This window comes from Sphaerotilus natans (assembly GCF_900156335.1).
In the GTDB taxonomy this organism is placed as follows: Bacteria; Pseudomonadota; Gammaproteobacteria; order Burkholderiales; family Burkholderiaceae_C; genus Sphaerotilus; species Sphaerotilus natans.
This window is the reverse complement of record NZ_FTMZ01000023.1, coordinates 47637-70592: the sequence shown is the minus strand read 5'-3', so window position 1 is coordinate 70592 and position 22956 is coordinate 47637. Positions and strand designations below refer to the sequence as shown.

Here is a 22956-nt window from a genome sequence, read left to right as displayed (position 1 = left end):
GGCCTCGCTTGTGCGCGTCACGCCTCGATCAGGCCCCAGCGCAGTGCCAGCAGCGTCAGCTCGGCCTGGTTGGCGGCCTCGAGCTTCTGCTTGACGTGATAGAGGTGGGTGCCGATGGTGCTGGCCGACAGCTTCAGGTCGGCCGCGATGTCCTGCACCGAGCGGCCGCGCGCGAGCTGCACGAAGACCTCGAACTCGCGCGAGGACAGCCGCTCGGCCGGATGCGCACCGCTGCCATCGATCGCCGCCAGCGCGAGCTGGCGGGCGATGTCGGCATCGAGCCAGCGCCGCCCGGCCGCGACGGCCCGGATCGCCTCGGGCAGGTTTTCCGGCGCACTGCGCTTGGACAGGAAGCCGGCCGCGCCGGCGTCGAGCGCCCGGCGCGCATGCGCGCTGTCGTCATGCGCCGACAGCATCAGCAGCCGCAGACCGCCGCGCGCATGCAGCCGGCGCAGCACCTCCAGCCCGCCCATGCCCGGCATCGAGATGTCGAGCACGACGACTTCCGGCCGCAGCTCGGCGACGCGGGCCAGCGCCTGCTCGCCGCTGTCGGCCTCGCCGACGACCTCGATGTCGCCGCTCTCGGCCAGCAGCATGCGAAATCCCATGCGCACCAGCGCGTGGTCGTCGACCAGCATCACCCGGATCATCTCGATGTTTCCCGTCCTGCAGCAGTGTCGTCGGTGCCGTCGTTCGTGCCGGCGCGGCTGCCCGGCGGGCGGCGCGACCAGTCGCGCTCCAGCGGCAGCCAGGCCTCGATGCGGGTGCCGCCGCCTTCCGGACGCTCACCCAGCGTCAGCCGGCCCTCGAGCGCGGCGACCCGCTCGCGCAGGCCGCGCAGGCCGTAGTGGCCGCGCCGGGCCCAGTCCTCGGGCAGACCGCGGCCATTGTCATCGATCGTCAGCCGCAGCGACTGCGGGTCGGCCTCGGCGCGCAGGCTGATGCGCGAGGCGCCGCTGTGGCGCAGTGCGTTGGTCAGCGCCTCCTGCGCCGCCCGGTAGGCGGCGCGCGCCGGCTCGGCCGGCAGCGAGCGGCTCTGCTCCAGGCCGCTGAGCGCCAGATCGATGCCGACGTCGTTGAAGCGGCTGCGCGAGGCGTCGGCCAGCTCGGTCAGCGCGTCGGCCAGGCCCAGGTCGTCGAGCGCGGGCGGCGCCAGCCGCGGGATCAGGCCGTGCATCGCCTCGTAGAGCCGCGCGGCCTCGTCGGCGATCATGCCGGCGGCCTGGGCCGCGGTGGCGTCGCGCTCGCCCAGCCGGGCGTGAATGGTGCGTGCCAGCGTGCGGATCGCGGTGACCGACTGCGCGAACTCGTCATGCAGCTCGCGCGCGATGGCGCGGCGCTCGGCCTCGGTGTGGGCCTCGAGCCGGCGCGAGAACTCGCGGCTTTCCTCCAGCGTGCGCTCGGCCTCGTAGGCGCGCAGCCGCGCCTGGATCTCGGCCTCGATCGCCTCGGCGAGCTGGTTGACCGCCTGGCCGATCACGCCGACATCGCGGCCGGGCAGCGCCGGCAGCCGCGCGGCGTAGTCGCCCTTTTCCAGCCGGCTCAGCCCGGCGACGATGGTCGGCAGCGGTCTGAGCGCCCGCCCGAGCAGCCAGAACACGCCGATGTTGAGCAGCACCAGCACGGTGGCGCCGGCCCCGGCCAGCCGCACGAAGTCGTCCCAGCCGTCCAGGATGGCGCGCGAGGGCTCGGCCTCGACCGTCAGCCGCCCCCCGGGGAGCTGGATGACCTGGCGCTGCAGTGGCGGGGTGACCAGGTCGGTGTACCAGGCCGGCGCATCCCGGCCCTGCTTGTAGGTCGGCGGCGGCGAGACGAACAGGCTGCGGCCGTCGTCGCTCTCCAGCCGGATGTCGTTGGCGCGCACCCGGCCGAGCTGCTGCAGGAAGCCGACCAGCGCCTCCGGCCCGGCATTGGTGTAGATCCAGCCGACGCGCTGCAGCAGCTGGCCGGCGACCCGGTTGGCCGCGACGATCTCCTCGCGCACGCTGCGCCGGGTCGCGTCGATCTGCAGCGCGATCACCGCCGCGACGAACAGCCCCATCAGCGCCGCGACGATCAGGTGGATCTGCCAGCGCAGCCCCAGGCCCCGGGGCGCGCGGGTGCGCACCGCGACCGGGCGGGCCTCGTCCTCGTCCATCGCCAGGGAGATCTCGTCGTTCATGTGCGGATTGTGAACACAGCCGGTACCGCGTGGGCAAGCCACCGGCTGTATCTGGCGGTGTCCGCGTCATTCATGAAAATCATGAGGATCGATTCAACAGGCTGGCGACGACAGCCGGGCCGGCGGCCGCGACACTGGGATCTCCATTCACCCCCACCCTTGTTCGAGGAGACTGCGATGACCTGGGAAACCCCTTCCGCCTGCGACTTCCGCTTCGGCTTCGAGATCACGATGTACGTGGCCGCCCGCTGAGGACGCGCCGATGAAACTGCGGGTGCTCGGCTCGGCCGCCGGCGGCGGTTTTCCCCAGTGGAACTGCAACTGCGCGCAGTGCTCGGCCGTCCGGTCGGGCTCTTCCAGCCACCGCGCCCGCACCCAGTCGTCCGTCGCCGTCGGCGGTCCGGACGACTGGCTGCTGGTCAATGCCTCGCCCGACATCCTGACGCAGCTCCAGCGCAGCCCGGCGCTGCAGCCGGCGCGTGGCCCGCGCGACACCGGCATCGCCGCGGTGCTGCTGTGCGATGGTCAGGTCGATCACAGCACGGGCCTGTACATGCTGCGCGAGCGCGGCGCGAAGCTGCCGCTGTGGACGACACGCCCCGCCTTCGAGGACCTGAGCGAGGGCAACCCGATCCTGCGCGTGCTCGGCCACTACTGCGGCGTCGACTGGCACGAGATCGGCCTGGACGGCCGGTCCTTCGAGATTCCCGGCGTCGCCGATCTGAAGATCACCGCGCTGCCGCTGGAGAGCAAGCCCGCGCCCTATTCGCCGCACCGCGACTGCCCGGTGCCGGGCGACAACATCGGCCTGACCTTCGAGAACACCGCCAGCGGCGGGCGGGTCTTCTACGCGCCGGGGCTCGGCGAGATCACTCCGCCGGTCTGGGAGGCGATGATCCGTGCCGACGCGGTGTTGGTCGACGGCACCTTCTGGACCGACGACGAGATGATCCGCCTGGGCTTCTCGACGAAGACCGGTCGCAGCATCGGCCACCTGCCGCAGTCCGGCGCGGGCGGCATGATCGAGTGGCTGGGGCGCCTGCCGGCCACGACGCGCAAGCTGCTCATCCACATCAACAACACGAACCCGATCCTCGACGAGGCCTCGCCCGAGCGGCGTGCGGTCGAGGCCGCCGGCGTCGAGGTGAGCTTCGACGGGCTGGAGATCGCGTTCTGACCGCGCACTGACCGCGTTCCGAGGACTTTCCCATGAGCACCGCCACCGGCAACCGCTTCGGCACGCCCTTCAACGCGCCGGCCACTACCCGCCCGCGCGACCCTGATGCGCCGGCCTGGGACCGCGTCGCGTTTGAAGCGCAACTGCGCGAGCAGGGCAGGAGCTATCACATCCACCACCCCTTCAACGTCATGCTGAACACCGGCAAGGCGAGCCCGGAGCAGATCCGCGGCTGGGTGGCCAACCGCTTCTACTACCAGATCGCCATTCCGGTGAAGGACGCGGCGGTGCTGGCGAACTGCCCGGACCGCGAGGTGCGCCGCGAGTGGATCCAGCGCATGCTGGACCACGACGGCTTCGAGATCGGTGGCGTGAACGGGACGATCCGGGACGAGGGCGGCATCGAGGCCTGGATCCGCCTGGGCCTGGCGGTGGGCCTCACTCGCGAGGAGATCACCGACCTGCGCCATGTCATTCCGGCGGTGCGCTTCGCGGTCGATGCCTATGTCAATTTCGCGCGCCATGCGCCGTGGCAGGAGGCGGTGTGCTCCTCGCTGACCGAGCTGTTCGCGCCGGAGATCCACAAGCAGCGCCTGGCGACCTGGCCCGAGCACTACGGCTGGATCGACGCCGAGGGCCTGAGCTACTTCCGCAACCGCGTCAGCCAGGCGCGGCGCGACGTCGAGCAGGGCCTGGCGGTCACGCTCGACCACTTCCGCAGCCGCGACCAGCAGGAGCGCGCGCTGGAGATCCTGCGCTTCAAGCTCGACATCCTCTGGGCGATGAACGACGCGATGGCGCTGCGCTATGGCGTGCAGGGGGCGGACGCATGAACCCGCGCGTGGCCCGGGGCTTCCGGCTGCAATGGGAAGAAGCGCAGGGCTGCCACGTCCTGCTCTACCCGGAAGGCATGGTCAAGCTCAACCGCAGCGCCGGCGAGATCCTGGCGCGCTGCACCGGCACGGCGAGCGTGGCCGAGATCGTCGCCGAGTTGGAGGCCGCGTTCGGCGCGACCGGGCTGCAGGGCGACGTGGAGCGCTTTCTCGACATGGCGCGCCAGCAGCGCTGGGTGGAGCTGGCGTGAGCGTGGCGCCGGTTGCCCCCGCGATCGCGCCGCCGGGCCCGCCGCTGTGGCTGCTGGCGGAGGTGACCTACCGCTGCCCGCTGCACTGCGTGTTCTGCTACAACCCGCTGGACTTCGCGCAGACCGGCCGCGGCGAGGAGCTCTCCACCGCCGACTGGCTGCGGGTGCTGCGCGAGGCCCGCGCGCTCGGCGCGGTGCAGTGCGGCTTCTCCGGCGGCGAGCCGCTGATGCGCGACGACCTCGAGGAACTGATCGCCGAGGCGCACCGGCTCGGCTACTACACCAACCTGCTGACCTCGGGCGTCGGGCTGACGCGCGAGCGCGCCACCGCGCTGAAGGCCGCCGGCCTCGATCACGTCCAGCTCAGCTTCCAGGACTCGACCCGCGAGCTCAACGACTTCCTGAGCCACACCAAGACCTTTGCGCTCAAGCAGGAGGTCGGCGAGATCATCAAGAGCCACGGCTGGCCGATGGTGATGAACGTGGTGATCCACCGCCTGAACATCGACCACATCGACCGCATCATCGCGATGGCCGATGCGCTGGGCGCCGAATACATGGAGCTGGCCAACTCGCAGTACTACTCCTGGGCGCACCTGAACCGCGATCACCTGCTGCCCACGAGCGCGCAGATCCGCCGCGCCGAGGCCGTCACCGACGCATGGCGCGAGAAGGTCGCCGACCGGATGAAGCTCTTCTTCGTCGCCCCGGACTACCACGAGGGCAAACCGAAGAAGTGCATGAACGGCTGGGGCAATGTCTTCCTGACCGTGACGCCGGACGGCACCGCGCTGCCCTGCCACACCGCGAGGATGCTGCCGGGCCTGGCCTTCCCGAACGTGCGCGAGCACGACGTGCGCCACATCTGGCTTGAGAGCGAGGGCTTCAACCGCTACCGCGGCACCGGCTGGATGAAGGGCGCCTGTGTCACCTGCCCGGACAAGGAGAAGGACCTGGGCGGCTGCCGCTGCCAGGCCTTCCTGCTTGCGGGCGACCCGGCCGCGACCGATCCGGTCTGCCCCAAGAGCGACCGCCACGGCGTGGTGCAGGCGGCGGTGGCCGCGGCCGATGCGGGCGAGGTGCCGGCGCGGCCGCTGGTGTTCCGCGATCCGAAGGCCTCGCGCGCGCTGAGCGGCTGAGCCGATCAGCGGTTCAGCGGCACCGGCTCAGGCCGCCGTCAGCGCCTCGGCCGTCAGCGGCTCCGGCCGGTGAAAGTGGTAGCCCTGCGCCCACTGCACGCCCAGCTCGGCCAGCAGCCGCGCCACCGGCTCGGATTCGACGAACTCGGCCACCACCGGCTTGTCGAGCTGGCGCGCCATCTCGACCATCGAGCGCACCATCGCGCGGCTGTCGGCGTCCTGGTCCATGTGGCGCACGAACAGGCCGTCGATCTTCAGCGTGTCGAAGGGCAGCTCGCGCAGGTGCGCAAACGAGGCGTAGCCGGAGCCGAAGTCGTCGAGCGAGAAGCGGCAGCCGTGCGCCCGCAGCTGCTGCATGAACTGGCGCGCCTGCGCCAGGCTGGCGATCGAGGCGGTCTCGGTGATCTCGAAGCAGAGCTGCTCGGGGCGGACCTGGTGGCGCGTCAGCAGCGTGATGATCTCCTCGGCCAGGCCGTGCTCGCGCAGCGTGACCGCCGACAGGTTCAGCGTCACCTGGTCGATGCGCTGGCGCAGCGCCGGCTCGGCACCCAGCAGCGCCAGCACATGGCGCAGCATCCAGCGGTCGATCTGGCCGACGAGCTGGAAGCGCTCGGCCGGCGCGATGAAGCGCCCGGGCTCGATCAGCGCGCCGCTGGTGGCGTCGATCAGCCGCACCAGCGCCTCGATGCGCAGCGTGCGCTCGCCCGGCGCCAGCGGCTGCAGGCGCTGGAAGTGGATGCACAGCCGGTCGTGGCGCAGCGCGTCCATCAGCGTCAGCGCCCAGCCGGCGTCCTCGTGCGGGCCGCCCTGGGCCAGGCCTCCGGCACGGTACCAGTGCGGCACGCCCCGCTCGCCGCCCTCGCGGCGCACCCGCAGCGCGGTCTCGTCGGCGCGCTGCATCAGCGCGTCGAAGGAGGGCAGCGCCGGCTCCAGCGGCACGATCGCCAGCGTGGCCTGCAGCCGGAAGTCCTGGCCGTTCCAGCAGAACAGGAAGCGCTCGATCGCGGCCAGGATCAGCCGTGCCAGCCCGGCGCCGGCATCGCCGCTGCGGTCCTCGGCCAGCAGCGCGAACTGGTCGGCGCCGAGCCGGGCCAGAAAGTCCTCGCGCCCGACCAGCCCGGCGAGCAGGTCGGCGAACTGGCGCAGCAGCTCGTCGCCGGCGATGCAGCCGCAGCTGTCGTTGACCCGGCGGAACTGGTCGATGTCGATCAGCATCAGCACCGGGCTGCTCGCCGGAGCGGCTTCGAGCTGCAGCCGCGCCAGCCGCTCCGAGACCTGCGCGTCCAGCGCCTGGCGGTTGTGCAGCCGGGTGACGAAGTCATGGCTGGCCAGATAGTTCAGCCGGTCCTGCATGTAGCGGCGCTCGCGCACTTCCTGGCGCAGCTGCAGATTGGTGCGGGTCAGCTCCGCGGTGCGCTCGCGCACCCGGTCCTCGAGCTCGCGGTTGAGCCGGCGCAGCGACTGCAGCAGGCTGCGGCGCTCGAGCTGGTGGTGCACCCGGGCGCGCACCTCGCCGGCCACGATCGGCTTGGTGATGTAGTCGGCGCCGCCCGCGGCGAAGCCGGTGGCCACATCGTCGCTGCGGGCGGTCACGAAGATGACCGGAATGTCCGCGGTGGCCGGATCGGCCTTGAGCCGGCGGCAGGTCTCGAAGCCGTCGATGCCGGGCGGCATCATCACGTCGAGCAGGATCAGGTCCGGGTGCAGGCGGCCGGCCAGCTCGATCGCGCGCTCGCCGCTGGTGGCGGCCAGCAGGTCGGCCTCGAAGGCGGACAGCGTGTCCTCGAGCAGCGCGATGTTCTGCGGCGTGTCGTCGACCAGGAGGATCTTCGGCATGGCGCGGTCGGGTGCAGTGGTCATGGCGTGTGCGGTTTCTGCGCAGCGGTGCTGGCGGCACCGGGCCGCAGCAGGGCGTCGACCTGGCGCGCCAGATCGTCGAAGGCGTAGTCCTGGGCGGCGCGGCGCAGGCGCTCGCGGGTGGCGGCGGGCAGCGGGGCGGCGGCGTCGATCCGGTCGAGCGCGTGGCGCACCGCGCGCATCTGGCCATCGAGCGCGGCCTGGCGCAGCGCCTCGAGCAGGGCGAGCGCATCGGTCTCGAGGGCCGCGGCCGGCGCGGGCGGGCAGGGCGCGGGGATCGGCGTGGCGGCATGCCCGGGCTCGGGCTCGGGCGATGCCGCGATGAAGCGGGCGCCGGCATGCTGCGCCAGCATCCGGTGAATCTCGTCGAAGGCATAAGGCTTGCCGACGAAGTCGCTGAAGCCCTGCTCGATGTAGTGGCGGCGTTCGTGCTCGAGGCTGGAGGCCGAGACCGCCACCACCGGCGGCACCGCCTGCTGCAGCGTCGCCGCACTCGCGTGCAGCTGCGCGAGCATGCGCAGGCCGTCGAGCACCGGCATGCGGATGTCGGTGAAGACGATGTCGGGCCGCGTCTGGCCGATCAGCCGCAGGCCCTGCAGCCCGTCGTGCGCCGCCTCGACCCGGCAGCCCAGGCGCTCGAGCAGATGCACCAGGATGTCGCGGCTGTGCTCGTCGTCCTCGACCACCACCGCGTGCACCGGCGTGGCCGGATCGAGCCGCTCGTGGCCGGGCAGGGTTCCGGCAGGCACCGGGGAGGCCGCCACCTCGTGGGCCTGCCGGGGCAGCGGCAGGCTCAGCCGGGCCTGGGTGCCCTGGCCGGGCCGGCTGGAGATCTCCAGCCCGCCGCCCATCGCCGTCGCCATGTGGCGCGCCAGCACCAGGCCCAGCCCGGTGCCGCCCTTGTCGATGCCGGCCCGGCCCTGGCGGAAGGGGGCGAACAGCTGGGCCAGTTCCTCGGGCGCGATGCCGGGGCCGCTGTCGCTCACGCGGATCTGCACCTGATCGCCCTCGCGGCTGACCTCGAGCCCGATGCGACCCTGCTCGGTGAACTTGACCGCGTTGCCCAGCAGGTTCATGACGATCTGGCCGATCTTGGTGCGGTCGCCCCGCACCGGCTCGTGGGCGTCCAGGTCGATGCTGCAGTCCAGCGTCAGGCCGCGTGCGCCGGCGCGCTCGGCGAACAGCCGGGCGATCTCGTCGATCTCCTGGCGCAGGTCGAAGGGCGCGGCGTGCAGCTGCAGGCCGCCGGCCTCGATCTTCGAGAGGTCGAGCACATCGTTGATCAGCCGCAGCAGCCGCTGGCCGGCCTGCAGGATGGTCTGCAGGCGCTGCTGGGCGGGTGTGGCCAGCGTGCGGTCTTCCAGCAGGATCTGGGTGTAGCCGATCACCGCGTTCAGCGGCGTGCGGATCTCGTGGCTCATGTTGGCCAGGAACATCGTCTTGGCCTGGCTGGCCTGGTGCGCCTGCCGGCTGGCCTGGCGCAGGTCGTCCTCGAGGCGGCGGCGCTCGTCGACCTCGGCGGCAAGCTGGCGGTTGCCCGCCTCCAGCGCGGCGGTGCGCTGAGCTACCAGCCGCTCGAGGTCGTCATGCGCGGCCTGCAGCTCGGCCGTGCGGCGCTGGCGGCTGCGCAGCAGCGCGCCCAGCAGCGCGGAGAACACCAGCCCGCAGGCCAGCACCGACAGCACCAACGCATCGGGCTGCCAGGCCCGGCCGGCCCAGCCCGGGCGGGCCAGCAGCTGCCACTCCCGGCCGCCGAGCTGCAGCGACTGCACCGCGTGCGGGCCGCTGCGCATGCTGGCCAGCAGCGCCTGCGCCTCGTCGCCGCTGTGCGCGCGCACCAGCCGGCTGTCATCGAGCCGCACCAGCACCGGCGCCTCCTGGCGGGGGTCGAGCAGCAGCATCTCGGTGCCGTCGATGCCGGCCTGCGCCTGCACATGCTGCAGCATCCAGCCCAGGTCCAGCGTGGCCGAGACCAGGCCGCGGGTGCGCTCGGGCCGATAGTCCTCCGCCAGGGTCCAGGCCCGTTCCATCACCGGCGCGTACAGCACGCTGGCGCAGGCCTCGCTGGCGGTGCGGCTCAGCGAGGAGAAGGGCGGCGAGGCGATGACCCGACCGCTGGCCAGCGCCTGATGCAGCGCCGGCGCCCGGACCGGATCGACGCCCTCGTCGATGCCCTCCAGCGCCTCCAGGCCCGAGGCCGGCACGGTGTCGGCCACCGGAAAATGCTCGGCGCGGCGCGCCGCCGGTCGCACCAGCCCATCGGCATCGAGCTGGCGGATCGACTGGCCGTCCAGCCCGTCGCGATGCTCCTCGAAGGCGTTGCGCTGCGCCTGCGTCACCCGCGGCAGCCAGGAGAACAGCCGGATCCACGGGCTGTCGCGCAGGATGGCCTCGCCGGCAATCTCCAGCTCGTCCCGGCCGAGATCGATGCGGTAGTGCAGGTCGCGCAGCCGCTCCAGATCGCGCTGCGCCATTTCCAGATGATCCTGCAGCGAGATCGACAGCACCCGGGTGTGGCCGTTGAAGTCGGCCAGACGGGTGCGGTGTTGCAGATGGCTGGCGACAAGCGCGGCCACCAGGGTCAGTCCCAGCCCGAGCCCCTGCAGCGCCAGCGCCTGCGCCGCCAGCCGCCGGGGAGCGCGCCAGCGGCCGGTCACGGCGGCACCGGACCGCTCGGGCAGCTCGGGCAGGACAGAGGAAACAGGCGACGACATTGGCAAATGTGAAAGAGATGAAGCCTAGCGCAAACCCGCAGGCCTGCCATGAAATCGCAACAATCTCGGCTGCCATGCCGTGATTGACGGACTTTTGGTGCCAAAAGGTACCGGAATGGTGTTGCGGCACTTCGCCGGATTCCGTGCGAATTCGGCCTGGCGAGCGGTTTTTCTTGATGTCCATCAAGACCGGATGGCGGGCAAACCCTAGAGTGGAACCGTTACAACCCGATCCGCAGATTCACCATGTTCAAGCACATCTTTGTCCCGGTCGACGGCTCCGAACTCTCGGTGCGTGCGATGGATGCCAGCCTGGAGCTGGCGCTGAAGCTGGGCGCGCGCGTGACCGGCTTCGTCTGCGAGCCCGACATTCCGCTGGCGGCGGTCAACGCCAGCCCGACCACCTTCGCCCGCAAGATCGAGGCGCATGAGGCCCGCACCGAAGCCCACGCCCATGCGGTGCTCGACAGCTTTGCGCAGCGCGCCCGCGAATGCGGCGTGCCCTTCGAGAGCGAGTACCGTCGCAGCGACCAGACCGACGCGACCATCGCCGAGGTGGCCGATCTGGTCCAGGCCGATCTGATCCTGATGGTCACCCATGGTCGCGGCCTGTTCGGCGAGATGCTGTTCGGCTCGCACACCAAGAACGTGATGTCGCGCACCAAGGTGGCGATGCTGGTCCTGCACTGAGCCTGCAGAGCCTCGTGGGGTCGAGGCGGCGATTTCGGCGAGACTGCGGCCTTTGCCGTCGCAGGCCTGAATCGCCGTGATTGTCCGCCCCCGTCCCCATTGGCTGCGCATGCTGTTCGTCGTGCGCGGCTCGATCCTTCATCGCATCACGCCGCAGCTGCTGTGCATCCTGCTGCTGTCGGTGCTGGTGGTGGCCTTTCATGGCCAGCTGCTGCATCACAAGATCACGCTGACGGCGGTGCCGTTCTCGCTGGTCGGGGTCGCGCTGGCGATCTTCCTGGGGTTCCGCAACAGCGCCAGCTATGACCGCTACTGGGAGGCGCGCAAGCTCTGGGGGCGTTTGCTGACCGATGCCCGCAGCGCCGCGCGCCTGGCGGTGACGATGACCGATGTCGCCACCGCGCGGCCCTTCGTGCTGGGTCTGGCGGCCTTCGTGCATGCGGCGCGCCACCAGTTCCGCGGCCGCAGCGGCGAGGACGATCTGCGCCGGCTGCTGCCCGCCGAGGTGGCCGATGAGGTGCTGTCGCGGCGCTTTGCGGCGATGGCGGTGCTGCTGTGGCTGTCGCGCTGGGTGCGCGAGCAGCGCGATGCCGGCCGGCTCGACTCGGTGCTGGCGATGCAGATCGACCAGAGCCTGACCGGCCTGAACGATGCCTACGGCGGCTGCGAGCGCATCGCCTACACGCCGCTGCCCTTCACCTACTCGGTGATCCTGCACCGGACCGTCTACCTCTACTGCCTGATGCTGCCCTTCGGGCTGCTGGACTCGATCGGGGTGATGACACCGCTGATGGTGACCTTCGTCGCCTACACCTTCTTCGCGATCGAGGCGCTGGGCGACGAGATCGAGGAGCCCTTCGGCACCTCGCCCAACGATCTGGCGCTGGATGCGATGAGCGTCAACATCGAGGCCTCGGTGCGCGAACTGCTCGGGGACCGCGATCTGCCGGCGCCGCTGCGGCCGGTCGACTGCGTGCTGACCTGAATCCGTCGGATCCGTGCTGGATCCTGTCTGCCTCCGACTTTCGTCACGGCAATTTTCCGCTGCCCCGGAACGAGGGGTTTTCGGGGCGGGAAAGTCCGGATATGGTTGGATCCATATCGTTTTTCCACTTATCGGCTCCATTCCATTCGTGTATGCGGGGTTGCAGTCCCCGCTCTTCTGCACCATGGACTCGGTCTGGCGACAGGTCGAATATGCATCCAGGGAGGCCCCGCCACACGTGGCGGGGTTCTTATTTGTGGCGAGCGGATCGCGCATCATCGGGACCCCAGAAACCCGAACGGCCGAGAGTCCCCGCCCATGTCCGACGTCCTGTCCTCTTCCCCCTCGTCCTGCGGCTCGCCCCGTGTCTCGCGCACTGTGCTGATCACCGGTGCGGGCAGCGGCATTGGTCGCGCGTGCACGCTGACCTTCCTGCGTGCGGGCTGGTCCGTCGTGCTGGCCGGCCGCCGTCTGGAGCGGCTGCAGGCGGTGATCGACGAGGCCGAGGCCGCGCAGCCTGAGGCCGGCGTGCGCGAGCGCACGCTCGCCGTGCCCACCGACGTGACCGACGAGGTCGCGGTCGCAGCGCTGTTCGCCGCCGCGTCCGCGCGCTTCGGTCGCGTCGACGTGCTGTTCAACAACGCCGGCATCTTCACGCAGGGCGTCTCGATCGAGGACGTGACGCTGGCCGACTGGCAGCGCTCGGTCGACACCAACCTGACGGGCATGTTCCTGTGCACCCGCGAGGCTTTCCGCACGATGAAGGCGCAAGCGCCGCAGGGCGGGCGCATCATCCACAACGGTTCGATCTCGGCGCAGGTGCCGCGCCCCGGCTCGGTGGCCTACGCCGCGACCAAGCATGCGATCACCGGCCTGACGAAGACAGCGGCGCTCGACGGCCGCGCCTGGAACATCGCCGTCGGCCAGATCGACATCGGCAACGCCGCCTCCGACATGACCACGGCGATGAGCGCCGGCATTCGCCAGGCCGACGGCTCGCTGAAGGTCGAGCCGGTGATGGACGTGCAGCATGCCGCCGACGCGGTGCTGCAGATGGCCGCGCTGCCGCTGTCGGCCAATGTGCTGCAGATGACGGTGATGGCCAGCGCGATGCCCTTTGTCGGCCGCGGCTGAGGCGAGCGCGGCCGGCGCGTCAGTGGTTCGGGCAGCCGCCCGAGTGCTCGTGGCGCAGATAGAGATCGAGGTCGAGCGGCGCCAGCTGCTGGCGCATCACGTCGAAGGCCAGCTCGGCCAGCACCTGCGCGCTGCCGCAGCGCCCGCCGCCGAGCCTGAGGATCAGCACCGCCTCGTCCGGCCCGACCTCGATCGCGTGCACCCGGCCGCTGCTGACGATGTCCGGGCCGTCGCCCCGCTCGCGCACCGTGCGCAGCGCCTCGAGCACCTGGGCGGCGATCGCCGCGTTGCCGCCCAGCCGCGGTGGCTCGGGGGGCGGCGGCGCGAGATCCGCCGGCGCGGTGCGCATCCAGATGGGACGACGAGTGACTGCCATGGATTCATCATGCCAGTCGCATTCCGGTACCGGTCTTGATCCGACTCAATCTTCAGGGTTGTCAGGTCGCTGCAAGGGCAGGCCCCGCTCGGTTTCCGGATGGAAGTCCGGCAGCCCGCCGAGGCGGTGCCGCAGCGCGGTGCTGGCGCGCCGCGGGCTCCATTCGACCGCGTGATCCTGGGTCAGGTAGATGTCGGTGTCGGGCAGGGCCAGCTGGATGGCGCGGAAGGCCGCGTCGGCGGTCAGGTCGCTGCACGGGCAGCTGGCCCCGGGCGTGACCAGGCAGAGCTCGGCCTCGCCGTCGCGCAGCCGCAGCGATTCGACCAGGCCGAGCTCGAGAATGCTGGCGCCGACGCCGGGATCACGCACGCCGCGCAGCGCGTCGAGGCTGCGCAGCAGCGCATCGGCCGGGCCGGCCAGCAGCAGCTCCGGCGGGGCGGAAGCTTGGGATGGGTTCATGGCAGCACCTTTCGTTCCAGCGCAACCAGCGCATGACCCGCGCGTGATGCCGGGGTGAGCCCACTATCCCCAGCCCGGCGTGACGTGCCCTTGCGTCGGGTCAACGCCGATCGATTTCTCACTTCAGGTTCGTCAAGTTGTTCACTGGAAGCTGATGCGGCGCACATGGGATTGCCCTTGCGCGCGCCGCCCGGCCGGCGCAGAGTCCGTGGCTCCGAGGAGAGAGCGGCCGGTGCGGCCAGGAGAACGCGCAATGACGACGGATGTGAGCCGGGACGAGCGGACCCGGGACGAGACCCCGCTGCCCGCGCAGCCGATCAGCGCCGAGGTGCTGGTCGAGAAGTACGCCAAGGGGGGCGAGCGCAGCGCCGCCGAGGTGCGCCGACGCGTGGCGCGTGCGCTGGCGGCCGGCGAGGCGCCCGAATCGCGCGCCCACTGGGAGGCGCGCTTCGTCGAGGCCCAGGAGCGCGGCTTCGTGCCGGCCGGGCGCATTGCCTCGGCGGCGGGCACGCCGCTGGGCGCGACGCTGATCAACTGCTTCGTGCAGCCGGTGGGCGACTCGATCGCCGAGCCGGAAGAGGGTTTTCCCGGCATCTACACCGCGCTGACCGAGGCGGCCGAGACCATGCGCCGCGGCGGCGGCGTCGGCTACGACTTCTCGCGCATCCGGCCCAAGGGGGCCTGGGTCGGCTCGACCGACAGCCACGCCTCCGGCCCGGTGAGCTACATGCGCGTGTTCGACCGCAGCTGCGAGACGGTCGAGTCGGCGGGCAGCCGGCGCGGCGCGCAGATGGGCGTGCTGCGCTGCGACCATCCCGACATCGAGGAGTTCATCCACGCCAAGGACCAGGGCGACCTGCGCAACTTCAACATCTCGGTCGGCGTCACGAACGAGTTCATGCGCGCGGTCGAGGCCGACGACGACATCGAGCTGATCCACAAGGCCGAGCCGGGCCGCAAGATCAAGGCCGCCGGCGCCTGGCGGCGCGACGACGGCCAGTGGGTCTACCGCCGCATTCGCGCGCGCGAGCTGTGGGACCAGATCATGCGCTCGACCTACGACCATGCCGAGCCGGGCATCCTGTTCATCGATCGTATCAACGAGGACAACAACCTCGGCTATTGCGAGTCGATCACCGCGACCAACCCGTGTGTCGTCGGCGAAACCCGGCTGGCGACCCAGTACGGGCTGATCCCGATCCGTCAGCTGCATCAGAGCGGCGTCGCTCTGCAGGTGACGGTCGATCGTCGGGTGTTCGACGAGCAGACGCGTGGCACCGAGGTCCGTCCGGCCGTTCCAGCCTTCATGACGGCACCGCAGGCGCAAGTGTTCCGGGTCGTCACCCGCGAGGGCTACGAGATCACCGCCACCGCCTGGCATGACTTCCACACCTCCCGCGGGCGTCTGAAGCTCTCCGAGCTGCAGGTGGGCGACGAGCTGCTGGTCCAGTCCGGCAAGGGTCAGTTTGGCCAGCAGGGCTCGGAGGAGCTGGGCTGCCTGCTCGGCCTGATGGCTGGAGACGGGCATTTCACGAACCGCGGCCACGGTCAGGAGGCGGCGGTCATCACGCTCTGGAACGAGGAGCGGGCGCTGGCCGATACGGTGACCGCCTTCGTCAACCGGGTGCTCGGTGCCATGCAGGAGGGCGGTCGGCTTTATCAGGTCGCACCGGTCGCGGTGCCGCAGCGCCAGAGCGTGTCGATCCGCTCGACGCTGCTGGCGCGCTGGCTGCGCACGCTGGGCTTCACCCGGGAGACCAAGCTGCAGGTGCCTGAGGTCGTGTGGCAGGGCAGCGAGGACTGCGTGCGCGGCTATCTGCGCGGCCTGTTCCAGACCGATGGCACGGTCAACACCCAGCCGGGGGCCGACACCTGCTCGGTGCGGCTGAGCTCAGTCCATCGGCCCCTGCTGCGCGAGGTCCAGCAACTGCTGGCCAACTTCGGCGTGCTCTCGCGCATCCACGCGCGGCGCCCGGCGGGCGAGCGCCTGCTGCCGGATGGTCGCGGCGGCCATCGCGCCTATGCCTGCCAGGCCTCGCACGAGCTGATCATCGATGGCGAGTCGCGCGATGTCTTCATGCGCGAGATCGGCTTCCTGCTGCCGCTGAAGAACGACAAATACCAGGCCTGGGCCGCCGACAAGGTGCTGCGCAAGTCGCAGCGCTTCACCGCCCGGATCAGCGCGATCGAGCCGGCGGGCAGCGCGCCGGTCTACGACACCACGCAGGTCGATCGCAACACCGTCATCTTCAATGGGCTGGTGACTGGACAGTGCGCCGAGCAGCCTCTTCCGTCCTACGGCTGCTGCTGCCTGGGCTCGGTGGACCTGACGCGCTTCGTGCGCGATCCGTTCGCCGCGACCGCTTCCTTCGACGAGACGGCGTTCTCCGAGGTCTGCGCGGTGGCGGTGCGCATGCTCGACAACGTGCTCGACGAGACGGTCTGGCCGCTGCAGCAGCAGCAGGAGGAGGCCGCGAACAAGCGCCGCATCGGCCTGGGATTCACCGGTCTGGGCGACGCGCTGATCATGCTGGGCCTGCGCTACGACACGCCGGCGGCGCGCGCGATGGCGCGGCGCATTTCCGAGGTGATGCGCGACGCCTCCTACGGGGCTTCGGTCGAGCTGGCGAAGGAGCGCGGCGCCTTCCCGCTGTTCAACGCCGACCTGTACCTGAGCCGCGGCAGCTTCGCGTCGCGGCTGCCGGCCGACCTGAAGGAGCGCATCCGCGCCCACGGCCTGCGCAACTCGCACCTGTTGTCGATCGCGCCGACCGGCACGATCAGCCTGGCCTTCGCCGACAACGCCAGCAATGGCATCGAGCCGCCGTTCAGCTGGACCTACACCCGGCGCAAGCGCGAGGCCGACGGCAGCTTCCGCGAGTACGCGGTCGAGGACCACGCCTGGCGGCTCTACCGCCACCTGAAGGGCCACAACGCGCCGCTGACCGAGGCCTTCGTCACCGCGCTGGAGATGAGCGCCGAGGCGCACGAGGCGATGGTCGCGGCGGTGGCGCCCTTCATCGACACCTCGATCAGCAAGACGGTCAACGTGCCGGCCGACTATCCGTACGAGGACTTCCAGGATCTGTACTTCATCGCCTGGAAGTCCGGGCTGAAGGGGCTGGCGACCTACCGCCCCAACAGCGTGCTGGGTGCGGTGCTGAGCGTCGATCCGCCGGCGGCTCCGGCCGCGCCCGCGCCGGTGGCCGAGGCCCCGGCTGCCGCGCCGACGCCGGCCTTGCCGGCGGCGCCCCAGCCCCAGCCGCTGACGGTGGCCGAGGCGGGCGACGACGGCACCAACCGCCGCCTGCGCCTGGACCGCCTGCCCCAGCCGGTGCTCGCCAGCCTGCGCTGGCCGGGCCGCCCGGAGCTGGCCGCCGGCAATCCGGCGTGGAGCTACCTGATCCAGCATCCGCACGGCGACTTCGCGCTGTTCATCGGCGAGTTGCCGGCCGAAGCCGGGCCGGACGCGGGCCTGTTCGGACAGACGCTGCCTTTCGAGGTCTGGTTCAACGGCGCCGAGCAGCCGCGCGGGCTGGCGGCGCTGGCCAAGACGCTGTCGATGGACATGCGCGCCAACGATCCGAGCTGGCTCCGGCTCAAGCTCGACGCGCTGGCGACGGTGGCCGAGGAGCGCGCCTTCGACATGCCCTTCCCGCCGACCGGCGAGCGTCGGCGCTTTCCCGGCGTGGTCGCCGCCACCGCCGCGGTGATCCGCTGGCGCTGCGAGCAGCTCGGCGCGCTGCAGGAGGGCGGCCCGACGCCGGTGCTCGACGCGATGTTCAGCCGCGAGGAGCCGCGCACTGGCGTCGATGGCACGCTGGCCTGGGCGGTCGACATCGACAACCCGGCCAGCGGCGAGGCCTTCACGCTGACGCTCAAGGAGGTCTCGCTGCCGACGCCCGAGGGCGGCCATGTCACGCGGCCCTGCGCGATCGGTTTTGCCGGCAACTATCCGCGCGCCTTCGACGGGCTGGCGCGGCTGCTGTCGCTGGACATGCGCGTCATCGATCCGGGCTGGATTGGCATGAAGCTGCGCAAGATGCTGAGCATCGGTGAGCCGCTGGGCCACTTCATGGCGCCGGTGCCGGGCCTGCCGCCGGGCCAGCGGCGCCAGCAGGTCTGGCCGAGCACGGTGGCCTATGTGGCGCGGCTGGTCATCCACCGCTACGCGATGCTGGGCATCCTTGACGAGGAAGGCTATCCGGTCAGCGAGATGGGCGTGCTGGCCGCGCCGGGCAGCGTGACCGAGGGCGAGGCGGCCGCCACGCCGCCGGTCGCCGAGCGGGTGATGGCCGGCAAGCCGTGCCCGGAATGCGGCAACGCCGCGATGATCCACAAGGACGGCTGCGAGTTCTGCACCGCCTGCGGCTTCGTCGGCGCCTGCGGCTGATCAGACCAGTTCAGAACAGCTCGATCGGCGGCTCGTCCGGCGCCCGGGCTGCCGATGCATCGCCGGTGGCTGCGGCGTGGGCCTTGCGCTGGCTGTGCATCACGTAGCCTTCGCGCCAGGTGCCGATCGTGCGGCTCAGCGCCTGCTGGCGCTGCAGGTCGGGGCCCTGGCCGGCGGCCTCGCAGTGGCGCGCCAGATGTTCCAGCCCTTTCTGCACCTGCTCGAGCAGCTGCCGGTTGATGTCCTGGAACTGCATGCGCCCCAGCGCCTCGAGAATGTCGTCGCGGACCTCGCGAGTGGTCTGTTCCATCTCGCGCGACAGCTCGTCGACCTGCCGCGCCACCGTGCCGGGCGTGCGCGCGAGCAGGTCGATCTCCTCGCTGAGCAGGCCCAGCTCGTCGGCGCCGTGATCGCGGGCCGGTTCGCCGAGCCGGACCCGGCTGCGCGTCTCTATCGCCAGCCGAATGCCGCTGCTGATCTCGCCGGCTGCCTCGGCCGTCATGCCCGAGAGATTGCGCACCTCGCCGGCGACGATCTTGAAGCCGCTGCCGGCCTCGCCGGCGCGTGCGGCCTCGATCGCGGCATTCAGCGCCAGCAGATTGGTGTGGCGGGCGATCTCGGCGATCCGGTCCGCCCATGGGGCGAGCGCCTCGACCTGCTGCAGCAGCGAGCGGATCTCGTTCTGGTGGCGCTCGTCGGCCGAGCGGCCCGTCTCGCGATGACGGCCGATCGCCTCCAGCGCCAGCGTCTGCCGGCCGGCCTGCTCGAGCGCCTCGCTCGACAGCGTGCGCGAGGTCTGCAGCAGCCGGTCCATCTCGCGCTGCAGCGCGTCGCAGCGCTGCTGTACCCGCACCAGGCGGTCGGTCATGTCCAGCACCGCTTCGGCCGAGGCGCGCTCGGCCGCCGCGAGCTGGCCGCGCAGGATGTCGAGGCCCTGGCGCAGCGTGTCGAGTTCGGCCAGGCTGCCCGCATCGGGCCGGCGCTGCGGTCGCAGGCGATCCCAGAGGCGGCGCATCAGCGTGTCAGGACCTGGTTGACCACCTTCAGCAGGTCGCTGCCGCCCACCGGCTTGACCAGCCAGCCGGTGGCGCCATGCCGCTTGGCCTCGTCGCGCTTGTCGCGCTGGCTCTCGGTGGTCAGTGCCAGGATCGGCGTGAAGCGCAGCAGCTTGCGGGCCTCGCGGATCAGCGACAGGCCGTCCATGTGCGGCATGTTGATGTCGGTGATGATCAGGTCCGGGCGCAGACCGGAGCTCAGCCTGCGCAGCGCGGCGGCGCCGTCAGGCGCGGTCTCCACCCGGAAGCCGCTGATCTCCAGCGATCCTTTCAGGCTCATCAGCATCGTCGCCGAGTCGTCCACCAGCAGCACGCTCTTCATCGCGAATCCTAGTTGTCGCCGAGTGTCAGGCTGGAGCGGGGCTGCTCCGGCCGCATCGGTCACTGATCGACGAAGGCGATGCCGTCTTGACGCTCCGGCATGACAAAGAAGTCTTGTCTAGCTCCTGTCCATGTCAAATGAACAAGAAAGTCGCGGCTAGCCCGCGTACCGCGGGCGTTTCGTGTCTCAGCGCTGGCGCCGTGCCGGCGTCGGGGCACTGAACCAGATGCCTCGCGGCAGGCCGCTGGAGGTGCGGTTGAAGACCTGGCCGCCGTGCTCGGTCTGCATGTGATCGAGCAGCTGGGCCGGCAGCACCCGGCGCTGGCAGACGCTGCAGCAGACCGGGCGCATGCGCGCCGAGCCGAGGCTGCCTTGCTGCACCGGCGCGCTGCGGGCGCTGCGCGGCGGATGGTCGAGCTCGCGCAGCACCGCGTCGATGATGGTCGGATTGCGGAAGTCGGGGAGATCGCCGAACTGGGTGTTCATGGCCGGGTTGCCAGTGGTTGTCGAGGTGAGGTCATCGTAGACCCCGGCCTGTCCGGCGTCCGCAACCGGGTCGGCTCAAATTGCCGAAATTGAAATAACTGTCAGCACTCAGATGCGATCGGTACGCTGCAGGCTGTGAATCAAGCCGATTTCGTCACGACCGGCTCAGGCCTGTCCGCTCAGACCCTCGACCCAGCGCACGATCTGCGCGGCCGGCATCGCGCCGCTGAGGCGGCCGATCTCTCGGCCGCCGTGAAAGGCCACGAGTGTGGGGATGCTGCGGATCGCGTGGCGGGCGCTGGCTTCGGGGCAGGCATCGCTGTCGACCTTGGCGAACAGCGCGCGGCCCTGCAGCTGGGCCGCCGCGGCCTGGAACTGCGGCGCCATCTGCCGGCACGGGCCGCACCAGGCGGCCCAGAAGTCGACGATGACCGGCCGGTCGCTGTGCTGCAGCACCGCATCGAGGTTGAGGTCGTCGAGCGCGACCGGCCGGCCGTCGAGCAGCGGCTGGTGGCAGCGACCGCAGCCAGGCTGCTCGCCCAGGCGCGCTTCGGGAATGCGGTTGGTCGCCTGGCAGTGCGGGCAGCTGACCAGGACGGACGGGGACGCGGCGGCGGTGCTCATGGGTCGGGCTCCAGATACGGAGGGGTGCATCGATGCCCTTCAACTGGGGGCGGAGCCCCGGGCTTCAACCGCCGGACGAGGGCAGGGCGGTGTGGAAGCGCCCGCCGTGGAAGATGAGCGGCGCGGCCTCGCCGCGGTAGCGGCACTGCTCGACCTCGCCGACCAGGATCACATGGTCGCCTTCCTCGTGACGGCTGCGGTTGCGGCACTCCAGCACCGCTGCGGCCCCATCGAGCAGCGGCGCGCCGCCGGCGCCGGCGGTCCAGGTCAGGTCGGCGAAGCGGTCGACGCCGCGGGTGGCGAAGCGTTCGGCCAGCTCGCGCTGACCGGCTTCGAGAATGTGGATGGCGTAGTGCGAACAGGTCTGGAAGACCGGCATCGAGCCGGCCTGCAGCGCCAGGCTCCACAGCACCAGCGGCGGCGTCATCGACACCGAGTTGAAGGAATTGGCGGTCAGGCCGACCGGCGTGCCGTCTTGTGCGCGGGCAGTGACGATGGTGACGCCGGTGGCGAACAGGCCGAGCGCGGCTCGGAAATCCTGTCGGGTGAACGGTGCAGCTTGCATGGGAGGGCATTGTGAGCGATCGCCGTGCATCGTGCGTCCGCCCGGTGCCGGGCTCGTGACGCCTCCTAGAATCGGCGCATGACCGCGTCTGCCCCTGCCCCGAATCCGCCTGTCCTGCCTGCCTTGGCGCCTGCCGGTCCGGGCTGGCGGCTGTGGCGGCTGGCGGCGGTGCTGGTGTTGGGCTTCGCCTCCGGGCTGCCGCTGGCGCTGACCGGGCAGGCGATGCAGGCCTGGCTGAGCCTGGAGGGCATCGATGTCGCGACCATCGGCTTCCTGAGCCTGGTCGGTCTGCCCTATACCTTCAAGTTCCTGTGGGCGCCGCTGATGGACCGCTTCGATCCGCCGTGGCTGGGCCGGCGGCGCGGCTGGCTGGTGCTGACGCAGCTGCTGCTGGCCGGCGCGCTGCTGCTGATGGCGGGCACCTCGCCGAAGGACTCGATGCGGCTGTATGCGCTGCTGGCGGTGGCGATCGCCTTCCTGTCGGCCTCGCAGGATGTGGTGATCGATGCCTATCGCACCGACCTGCTGCCCGCGCCCGAGCGTGGGCTGGGCGCCTCGCTGTCGGTGCTGGGCTACCGGCTGGCGATGATCCTGTCGGGCGGCATCGCGCTGATCTGGACCGATCCGGTCAACGCGGGCGGGCCGGCCGGCTGGACCTGGCCGGAGGTCTACCGGCTGATGGCGGGGCTGATGGTGGCCGCGGCAGGGGTCTCGGCGCTGCTGCTGCCGCGACTGCCCCGGCTGGCTCGGCCCGAGAGCGTCGCACGTCATGACCTGATCGGCTTCGCCGCGGTGCTGGCGGCGGCGGCCGCCGGCTACCTGCTGACCGACCGGGTGCTGGGGCCCTTGTCCGGCGCGCTGCTCGGGCCGCTGCTGGAGCAGACCGCACTGGCCCCGACGCTGCGCCAGCGCTGGGCCGACCTGCTGGCGCTGCTGCTGGGCATCGCCATCACGCTGCCGCTGGGGGCCTGGGCGGCGCGGGTGGCACGCTTCGAGACGCTGCTGGGCGGCATGGCCAGCTACTTCGCCCAGCCCGGCGCCTGGGCCTTCCTGGGCTTCATCGTGCTCTACAAGCTGGGCGACGCCTTCGCCGGCAGCCTGATGACGCCCTTCCTGCTGAAGGCGATGGCCTTCGGATCGGCCGAGGTCGGCGTGGTCAACAAGGTGATCGGGCTGTGGCTGACGATCGGTGGCGCGCTGCTGGGCGGGGCGCTGATGCTGCGCCTCGGGCTGTGGCGCGCGCTGATGCTGTTCGGCGTGCTGCAGATGGCCAGCAATCTGGGCTTCTGGTGGCTGGCGGTGCATGGCCAGGGCGCGCTGCCCGGGCTGACGGTGCCGGCCTTCGACTGGGGCTTCCTGAAGCTGGCGCAGGCCACGCCGGTCGACGGCGGGCTGCTGATGGTGATCGCCTTCGAGAACATTTCCGGCGGCATGGGCACCGCGGCCTTCGTGGCCTTCCTGATGAGCCTGACCAGCCAGCGCTTCACCGCCACACAATACGCGATGCTGTCGGCCTTCGCCTCGATCGGCCGGGTCTGGGTTGGCCCGCTGGCCGGGGTGCTGGCCGAGTCGATCGGCTGGCCGAGCTTCTTTCTCGTGTCGACGCTGGCGGCGCTGCCGGCGTTGTGGATGCTGATGCGGCTGCGCCCGACCGTGCAGGCGCTGGAGATCGCGCCCGGCACCGCGGCCGCCGACGATTGAGCCCGAGTCCGAGTCTGAAGAGGAGTCCTGACCG

Annotated in this window: 21 protein-coding genes; 10 read left to right on the top strand and 11 right to left on the bottom strand. The window is 71.0% G+C overall.

Annotated features, from left to right (window positions below; genetic code table 11):
• Positions 1-17: 17 nt before the first annotated feature.
• Positions 18-650 carry a response regulator gene (locus BW996_RS17580; RefSeq protein ID WP_037476922.1) on the bottom strand — a complete coding sequence of 211 codons (633 nt, stop codon included), beginning with the start codon at positions 648-650 and terminating at the stop codon, positions 18-20.
• Positions 647-2161 carry a sensor histidine kinase gene (locus BW996_RS17575; protein ID WP_051631380.1) on the bottom strand — a complete coding sequence of 505 codons (1515 nt, stop codon included), beginning with the start codon at positions 2159-2161 and terminating at the stop codon, positions 647-649. The genes BW996_RS17580 and BW996_RS17575 overlap by 4 nt, the downstream gene beginning before the upstream one ends.
• A gap of 177 nt (positions 2162-2338) precedes the next feature.
• Here BW996_RS17575 and pqqA point away from each other — a divergent pair, with 177 nt between their 5' ends.
• The 5 genes from pqqA to pqqE are packed head-to-tail and all read left to right on the top strand — an operon-like array spanning position 2339 to position 5561.
• Entirely contained in the window at positions 2339-2413 is a 75-nt protein-coding gene (pqqA, locus tag BW996_RS21800) for a pyrroloquinoline quinone precursor peptide PqqA (RefSeq protein ID WP_169740564.1), read from the top strand.
• Positions 2414-2423: 10 nt separating this feature from the next.
• Positions 2424-3338, top strand: a complete 915-nt coding sequence (pqqB, locus tag BW996_RS17565; protein WP_037476918.1) for a pyrroloquinoline quinone biosynthesis protein PqqB — start codon at positions 2424-2426, stop codon at positions 3336-3338.
• A 32-nt stretch (positions 3339-3370) separates the two neighbouring features.
• The gene (pqqC, locus tag BW996_RS17560) at positions 3371-4171 is read left to right on the top strand and encodes a pyrroloquinoline-quinone synthase PqqC (RefSeq protein WP_037476916.1); all 801 of its coding nucleotides are present in this window, start codon (positions 3371-3373) and stop codon (positions 4169-4171) included.
• Entirely contained in the window at positions 4168-4422 is a 255-nt protein-coding gene (pqqD, locus tag BW996_RS17555) for a pyrroloquinoline quinone biosynthesis peptide chaperone PqqD (RefSeq protein WP_037476914.1), read from the top strand. Before pqqC ends, pqqD begins: the two co-directional genes overlap by 4 nt.
• A gap of 2 nt (positions 4423-4424) precedes the next feature.
• Positions 4425-5561 (top strand): pyrroloquinoline quinone biosynthesis protein PqqE, encoded by a 1137-nt coding sequence (gene pqqE / locus BW996_RS17550; protein WP_037476957.1) that lies wholly within the window; start codon positions 4425-4427, stop codon positions 5559-5561.
• A 27-nt stretch (positions 5562-5588) separates the two neighbouring features.
• Here pqqE and BW996_RS17545 read toward each other — a convergent pair whose 3' ends face one another.
• Both BW996_RS17545 and BW996_RS17540 read right to left on the bottom strand, forming a co-directional pair.
• Positions 5589-7397, bottom strand: coding sequence for a putative bifunctional diguanylate cyclase/phosphodiesterase (locus BW996_RS17545; protein ID WP_037476955.1), 1809 nt, complete (start codon positions 7395-7397; stop codon positions 5589-5591).
• Positions 7398-7417: 20 nt separating this feature from the next.
• On the bottom strand, positions 7418-10132 hold the full coding sequence (locus tag BW996_RS17540; protein WP_081837879.1) for an ATP-binding protein: 2715 nt from the start codon (positions 10130-10132) through the stop codon (positions 7418-7420).
• Positions 10133-10378: 246 nt separating this feature from the next.
• Between BW996_RS17540 and BW996_RS17535 the strand changes: the two genes are divergently transcribed.
• From BW996_RS17535 to BW996_RS17525, 3 genes are all read left to right on the top strand, one after another.
• Entirely contained in the window at positions 10379-10822 is a 444-nt protein-coding gene (locus BW996_RS17535) for a universal stress protein (RefSeq protein ID WP_037476912.1), read from the top strand.
• Positions 10823-10898: 76 nt separating this feature from the next.
• Positions 10899-11807 carry a bestrophin family protein gene (locus BW996_RS17530; protein WP_037476910.1) on the top strand — a complete coding sequence of 303 codons (909 nt, stop codon included), beginning with the start codon at positions 10899-10901 and terminating at the stop codon, positions 11805-11807.
• A gap of 318 nt (positions 11808-12125) precedes the next feature.
• Positions 12126-12941: an SDR family oxidoreductase gene (locus BW996_RS17525; RefSeq protein WP_037476908.1), complete on the top strand. Its 816-nt coding sequence runs from the start codon at positions 12126-12128 to the stop codon at positions 12939-12941.
• 19 nt (positions 12942-12960) lie between these two features.
• Here BW996_RS17525 and BW996_RS17520 read toward each other — a convergent pair whose 3' ends face one another.
• Both BW996_RS17520 and BW996_RS17515 read right to left on the bottom strand, forming a co-directional pair.
• Positions 12961-13317 (bottom strand): iron-sulfur cluster assembly protein, encoded by a 357-nt coding sequence (locus tag BW996_RS17520; RefSeq protein WP_139330933.1) that lies wholly within the window; start codon positions 13315-13317, stop codon positions 12961-12963.
• Between the two features lie 45 nt (positions 13318-13362).
• Positions 13363-13776 carry an iron-sulfur cluster assembly protein gene (locus tag BW996_RS17515; protein WP_037476906.1) on the bottom strand — a complete coding sequence of 138 codons (414 nt, stop codon included), beginning with the start codon at positions 13774-13776 and terminating at the stop codon, positions 13363-13365.
• A 253-nt stretch (positions 13777-14029) separates the two neighbouring features.
• Here BW996_RS17515 and BW996_RS17510 point away from each other — a divergent pair, with 253 nt between their 5' ends.
• The gene (locus tag BW996_RS17510; RefSeq protein WP_051631376.1) at positions 14030-18169 is read left to right on the top strand and encodes a ribonucleotide reductase barrel domain-containing protein; all 4140 of its coding nucleotides are present in this window, start codon (positions 14030-14032) and stop codon (positions 18167-18169) included.
• A 10-nt stretch (positions 18170-18179) separates the two neighbouring features.
• Here the strand turns inward: BW996_RS17510 and BW996_RS17505 are convergent, their stop codons facing one another.
• The 5 genes from BW996_RS17505 to BW996_RS17485 all read right to left on the bottom strand — a co-directional run bounded on the left by BW996_RS17505 (position 18180) and on the right by BW996_RS17485 (position 21221).
• Complete coding sequence (locus tag BW996_RS17505; RefSeq protein ID WP_051631375.1) at positions 18180-19184, bottom strand: methyl-accepting chemotaxis protein; 1005 nt, start codon at positions 19182-19184, stop codon at positions 18180-18182.
• On the bottom strand, positions 19184-19546 hold the full coding sequence (locus BW996_RS17500) for a response regulator (protein WP_037476904.1): 363 nt from the start codon (positions 19544-19546) through the stop codon (positions 19184-19186). Before BW996_RS17500 ends, BW996_RS17505 begins: the two co-directional genes overlap by 1 nt.
• Before the next feature lie 186 nt (positions 19547-19732).
• Entirely contained in the window at positions 19733-20032 is a 300-nt protein-coding gene (locus BW996_RS17495) for a hypothetical protein (protein WP_037476902.1), read from the bottom strand.
• A gap of 165 nt (positions 20033-20197) precedes the next feature.
• The gene (gene trxC, locus BW996_RS17490) at positions 20198-20656 is read right to left on the bottom strand and encodes a thioredoxin TrxC (protein WP_037476900.1); all 459 of its coding nucleotides are present in this window, start codon (positions 20654-20656) and stop codon (positions 20198-20200) included.
• Positions 20657-20720: 64 nt separating this feature from the next.
• Complete coding sequence (locus tag BW996_RS17485; protein WP_037476899.1) at positions 20721-21221, bottom strand: flavin reductase family protein; 501 nt, start codon at positions 21219-21221, stop codon at positions 20721-20723.
• A 123-nt stretch (positions 21222-21344) separates the two neighbouring features.
• Between BW996_RS17485 and BW996_RS17480 the strand changes: the two genes are divergently transcribed.
• Positions 21345-22922: an MFS transporter gene (locus BW996_RS17480; protein WP_037476897.1), complete on the top strand. Its 1578-nt coding sequence runs from the start codon at positions 21345-21347 to the stop codon at positions 22920-22922.
• Positions 22923-22956: the final 34 nt, after the last annotated feature.

Coding starts and splice junctions, on each gene's coding strand:
- BW996_RS17580 (WP_037476922.1), bottom strand. CDS start 650: ATGATCCGGGTGATGCTGGTCGACGACCACGCGCTGGTGCGCATGGGA.
- BW996_RS17575 (WP_051631380.1), bottom strand. CDS start 2,161: ATGAACGACGAGATCTCCCTGGCGATGGACGAGGACGAGGCCCGCCCG.
- pqqB (WP_037476918.1), top strand. CDS start 2,424: ATGAAACTGCGGGTGCTCGGCTCGGCCGCCGGCGGCGGTTTTCCCCAG.
- pqqC (WP_037476916.1), top strand. CDS start 3,371: ATGAGCACCGCCACCGGCAACCGCTTCGGCACGCCCTTCAACGCGCCG.
- pqqD (WP_037476914.1), top strand. CDS start 4,168: ATGAACCCGCGCGTGGCCCGGGGCTTCCGGCTGCAATGGGAAGAAGCG.
- BW996_RS17545 (WP_037476955.1), bottom strand. CDS start 7,397: ATGCCGAAGATCCTCCTGGTCGACGACACGCCGCAGAACATCGCGCTG.
- BW996_RS17540 (WP_081837879.1), bottom strand. CDS start 10,132: ATGTCGTCGCCTGTTTCCTCTGTCCTGCCCGAGCTGCCCGAGCGGTCC.
- BW996_RS17535 (WP_037476912.1), top strand. CDS start 10,379: ATGTTCAAGCACATCTTTGTCCCGGTCGACGGCTCCGAACTCTCGGTG.
- BW996_RS17525 (WP_037476908.1), top strand. CDS start 12,126: ATGTCCGACGTCCTGTCCTCTTCCCCCTCGTCCTGCGGCTCGCCCCGT.
- BW996_RS17520 (WP_139330933.1), bottom strand. CDS start 13,317: ATGGCAGTCACTCGTCGTCCCATCTGGATGCGCACCGCGCCGGCGGAT.
- BW996_RS17515 (WP_037476906.1), bottom strand. CDS start 13,776: ATGAACCCATCCCAAGCTTCCGCCCCGCCGGAGCTGCTGCTGGCCGGC.
- BW996_RS17510 (WP_051631376.1), top strand. CDS start 14,030: ATGACGACGGATGTGAGCCGGGACGAGCGGACCCGGGACGAGACCCCG.
- BW996_RS17505 (WP_051631375.1), bottom strand. CDS start 19,184: ATGCGCCGCCTCTGGGATCGCCTGCGACCGCAGCGCCGGCCCGATGCG.
- BW996_RS17500 (WP_037476904.1), bottom strand. CDS start 19,546: ATGAAGAGCGTGCTGCTGGTGGACGACTCGGCGACGATGCTGATGAGC.
- BW996_RS17495 (WP_037476902.1), bottom strand. CDS start 20,032: ATGAACACCCAGTTCGGCGATCTCCCCGACTTCCGCAATCCGACCATC.
- trxC (WP_037476900.1), bottom strand. CDS start 20,656: ATGAGCACCGCCGCCGCGTCCCCGTCCGTCCTGGTCAGCTGCCCGCAC.
- BW996_RS17485 (WP_037476899.1), bottom strand. CDS start 21,221: ATGCAAGCTGCACCGTTCACCCGACAGGATTTCCGAGCCGCGCTCGGC.